Annotated in this window: 2 protein-coding genes; both read right to left on the bottom strand. The window is 42.3% G+C overall.

From position 1 onward, the window contains the following. The coding region (locus PVV60_RS09440; protein WP_273724538.1) for a DUF6990 domain-containing protein at positions 1-2,456 on the bottom strand (2,456 nt) is incomplete at its 3' end. Between the two features lie 6 nt (positions 2,457-2,462). After that, a partial coding sequence (locus tag PVV60_RS09435; RefSeq protein WP_273724537.1) for a DUF637 domain-containing protein occupies positions 2,463-5,170 on the bottom strand: 2,708 nt, incomplete at its 5' end.

The raw sequence follows: 5,170 nt of genomic DNA, 5'->3' as shown, positions 1-5,170 counted from the left end.
AGGTGGGTTTTATTGATGCTCTCGTCAAAGCCTAGGTGATCCCCTGCCGTAAAGCTTTTCTGATAAGATTGTAAGGTCTCAACATCACCCAATAAAGCAAGAGCGCCAAGATGAAGTAAAGCATAATCCGTATTATCTGCTTTAGACGTAGCGCCTTTTTCCCAAGGAGCTATACCATAATCAGAGCGAAGTCTTTTAGAAAGGTCAATGTCTTTGATTGACCATTCTAGCGCATCATCAAGCGCTTGCTTTAAGCGATCCGCAGTAACTTCTGGTTCAAAGATTTCTAACCCCTTTGCTTCAAAATTAAGCTGTATATCTGGAATATCTTCCGTGTGGGTAGGATCAATGAATTTACAAGCAGCGGAAAGAATGCCCGTGCTAATCAAAAAGGCGCTATCAAATTGCGGGTAGTTTTTGGCAATTTCGTCGTTATAAAGAATATCTACTTCACGATCAGCCAATTGGTAGCTTGCCATATAGTCATCTTCATTGATTTTCTCGGTTGACCAGCCTAGGCTTTTTAAAAGTGCATGAGCACTTTCCATGGTGAGACGATCATCAGTGTCATCTGCTTCATCTACTTCTTCTGCCGCTTCAACAGAAGTTGTTTTAGAAGCAACAGATGCTGTTTGCGGATCCAAGCTTAAAATCGGTGCATTTTTCGGAAAACCTGCTCGATAACCCCGTGCAAGAGTGAGGAGATTATCAATTCTATATTTTGAGATTTCTTCCACAAAGCCTAAAGAGTTTCCCTTTCTAAAATTCTCTTTATAAAATTTGAGTTTTTCAATATCACCAATCAGAATGAGTGCTATAAAGTGACGTGCCACAAGGTGAGCTTCACTGTTTGTTGGCAAAGCGGCATAATCATAGATGATTTGATTGACATTTTGCCGATCAGCCCACTCAAGTATATCTGTACAAATCTCCTTTAGCTTGCCTTCATCCAATTCAGTACTAGAAACTGTATAAAATTCTTCTGCCTCTTTGAGAGCTATATATTGGGGCAATCTAGGAAACATCTCTCTATGAGCCGTAGAAAAACTAAGTGTTGAAAGGGAAGCCTTAAATACAACAATCGGCTCTTCTTCATCACTTTGAAGGTTATACATTATATTGATGATACGGTCTTTACTTACAAAATAAGCATTGCAATCATAGTTCTTATCTCGATAAACTGTCCACCCCATCCTTTTTAAGTCTTCAGAAACTGTCTTAAGAAAAGACAAATCTTGCAAACTAAGACGATCATCTATGGCTTTTCGCTCATTAAAGATTTTCAGATGCTCTTCAGCAAATTGAACGGCGTGATTAACATACTTCTCCACTTCACGGTCTTCTAAATGTCCAGAAATCGTACCGGCTTCTAAAAAATTTTGATAAGATTTCAGGATATCAATTTGACCTGTCAATGCTAAACAAGCCAAATGCCAGACTATACGTATATTGTAGCTATACTTTTGAACACGTGTTTTGCTTTCTATTGATGCTTGTAAATCTTGGGCACGTGCCCATTGTATTATTCGCTCAGAGATTTTGATAAGCTCTTGCTCATCTAATGTCTCTACACAAATATCAATGCCTTTATCAAAACCACTAAAAATCCCCCCCCCAATCGTGTTAAAAGAATTATAAATATTTGCAGGTGATATGCACCGATACTCCCCACTATAGTGAATATATTTACAAGCGACAGAAATCATTTCATTAGATATTTCAGCTTCAATACGGACATTGTAATTATCATGAAGACGTATAAAACCAAAATCAAATTGAATAAAACGGTCGGGCAAAACCAACCACATTTTTCTAGGCTCCGTAGAAAACCACCCTTGTGTTTTAAGAACGCGCATTGCTGCTGTGAGACTCATCTGTTTCTTTTTTGGCTTTTTACGCATTAGAATATCGTCTAATTCCCCATTTTTATAGGCCTGTGCAAAAAAAAGCAGGCGATCATCCGATGTCATTGTTTTATAATCAGCAAATTCTGACACAGATAGTTTTGGGGTAGATCTATCACTCCTTAAAGCCTCCATATCACCAAGTAATGCTTGTGCAACGGCAGAATGATTAGTAGCTTCCTCGCACAACTTTTTTTCAATATCCTGTGCTTGCGCCCATGCAACCACTTTGTTTAAAGCGGTTGTGATATGGCTTTCGGAAAGATCTGGAGCTTTAACATTAAAATCCTCCTTCGCGTAAAACAGCACATCTTCATATTTACGCTGTGATTTTTCACCTCTAGAATATTCCCGAGCAAGGCAATAGGAAGCAGTAGTGAGTTTAGCCGATAACCGGAACTCTTTGCCACTCTCTCTATAATTTTTTATATCATAGCCTATGCCCACAATGCGGTCAGGAAGATGATAATGCGCGAAAGTGTCTCCCACTTCATCGCGATAGGGTTCCCAGCCCAGTATTTTTAAAATCTCTGTGACATCTTTTGTTTGCATCATGACTCACTTTCCTGCCAAAAGTTCTTCTAAACGACCTGTATGACGGCTAATTTCATATTCGATAGGTCTTCCCCACTCCCTACCTAATTGGTTTTTAGCCCAATCTTTCTTAAAATCATCCAGTTGTTTCTGAGTTGGTTTCTTTTCGTCTATAAATTCTTTGAGTTCTTCCTGATATTTATTTAGCTTTTCTTTGTGTTCCTCAAGAAACTCTCTAATAACATCTCCCGTGGGTTTTGCATCTCCTGTTTTATAGGCTTCTTTCAAAATTTTTTGATTTTCTGTAAGCTTGGAATCACCTGTTTTTGTTTCTCTAATTTTTAATTCACCATTTTCTATATAAAGAAGATCAGGACGAGATCTTTTTTCAAGTGGTTTTCTTCCAAACATATCACTCTCAAACTCAGCTCCCTTCACCTCAGCCTTAAACGAGGGTTCTTTTTGGCATACCGTACATTCTTCCTTGTTTTCTAATTCTTGCTTGTCCTTATCACGTTTTTTGTCATGATGTTCTCTATTTTTATTTCCTGTCTGCGGATCTTTGATCTTCTCGCCCTTGGCACTGTCTTCAGAGCCAATTTTTCCAACTGATTGAACAACTTCCTTTTCTGCTTTTGCAGCTGCTGCTTCAGTCTTAGCAGCGAATTTAGCCAGAACCTTTTCGCCAAGCTTTATGCCTCTCTTGGCTGCTCCAGCAACTCCTGTCATTAGGGATGCTACTTCAGTCAATAATTTTCCAAATTCAAGTCCAGCTTTAAAGGATCCACCAGCACCGGCTCGCTGATATTCCTCCTCCATTTTATTAATACGATCTACATAGGACTGTCCAAGGGTCCGACCAATTGTCGCCAAAATCTCACCACTGCTGAAAAAATCTTTGAGCGCTTTCAAAGTCTCTTTGGGATGTTTGGCTATTTGGAAAAAACCATCAAGCGTATCGTATATTTCAGCCGGTACACCAGCTACTATACCAGCCCCAAAGCTTATATCTTGCCCTGTACTAATCGCAGACCACTTCGCAAACACTGCTGCTTCACATAAAAGGTCAGGACACTCCTTTAATTCCTTTTCCATCTGAGCTTGTTGCGCACTGCTGAGGTAGTTATTTGCAGCGGCATTACCAGCGGCATCAGCGCCAGTATTGACATCACCACCAGCAAGGGCAGCAGCAAAGCCCCCTGTAACCCGTGCGACATCAATGGCACGATCGCTAAAGTCAGCAAACTGTGCTTCAATCTTTGCATTTATAGGCGCTTGTTCTTCTGCCGTTGGAATACGACCATTCAATGCTGCTATTTCTTTTTGTATAAAATTTTTGGACCACAGTTTAAACTGGAGCATAGCTGTGGCTTCACCTACAGCACCCCCCACAGCACCGGCAGAGCAAGCGCCACTCGCAACAGCGCCTTTTAAGCAGCCAAGACCGGCGTGGGCAATGATCTGTGTGAGCGTATCTATTTTGCCTTCTGCCTTGGCAGTACCAATTTCTTCTGCCAACGATTTGCCAACCGTATCAGACAGAGCGATGCGCAGATTGTTAAAAAAGTTCTTGTCAAGAGAGCCACCCTCAAGAGCCGTTTGCACGCCTGTGCCAATGGCGGCTTTGATCAGATTCTTTTCCGCTTCAAGGGCGATACGATCGACAAAAGGAGCGGTTTTGGGCAAAGATTGTCCAACACCAGCCATTTCCGTTATTTGGCTGGTTAAGCCTGCTGTCAACATCGACGAGACAATGCCAAGAATATTCTTTGAAGAGCCAAGCTCATGCAAGGCGCCGGCAATGTTGCCGCGATTATTCACAAGAGCCACAGCGCTTTTATTAATCAGTGCTTGGACACCTGCCTGTATCGCTGCATTCATGGCGGTGCTCGAGCCAAGCCCCAAAGCACCGGTAATGGCACTGGCAGCGCCAGAGGCTGCTCCACCCGTAACCGCCGTGACAGCCAAGGCCACGAGAGCCGCACCGGCTTCTGTCAGCCCTTGGGCTTTATAATCCCAGTCTTTAAATTCAGCTCGAACTGCTTGCCAATCCACTTGCTTGGATAATTCTGGATCATCACGCAGCTGCTTGATCCATGCCATGCCTGGAGAGCGAGACAATTGCTCAAGGGATTTGTCTAAATCACCGGTTGCCTCATATTCGACAACAATGCCATCGCCCGCATCAAGCTTCATGCCACCCTTAGCATCTATGGTGACATGCTCGATAGTCTCCTTAAGGTAACCTTTGTCACCCTCACTCCACCACACAAGGTTTTCATTACGCTGATAAACATCCTTAAAATCTTGATCCTTGTTGGTCAGAAACTTGATCTTCCCCTTATCTGATGCCAAATGCATCTCGCCACCACTTTTTGCCCCTATGGCGTCAAGCGTGAGATCCCCATTTTGCGCGTGCATGGAGAGGTTGCCCTCTGTTTCTATCGTGGTTTTGTTTGTTGTAACTTCTGTTGATTGTTGACGAAACTTATTCTTTTGTTTCGATTTGTCGCCTTCTTTGCCCCTAAGATCCAAATCAAAACTGTTAAAATCTTGCTCTGAAATCGCGTTGAGAGCGCCACCACTGGTGAAATCCCCATTGCCTTTGGCTTTAAACTTTCCCTCAAGGTTAAGTTCACCACCTGTGACAATGGTCAAATCTCCATCACTGTTGACTTCTGCCAAACGGTGCTCACTGCTTTGGGCGTTATAATGCCCTTTTTCCAATGTTT

It is taken from the genome of Bartonella sp. AU18XJBT, assembly GCF_028618595.1.
Classification (GTDB): domain Bacteria; phylum Pseudomonadota; class Alphaproteobacteria; order Rhizobiales; family Rhizobiaceae; genus Bartonella.
Note: the sequence above shows the minus strand (reverse complement) of the source record. Positions and strands in the feature narration are given on the sequence as shown.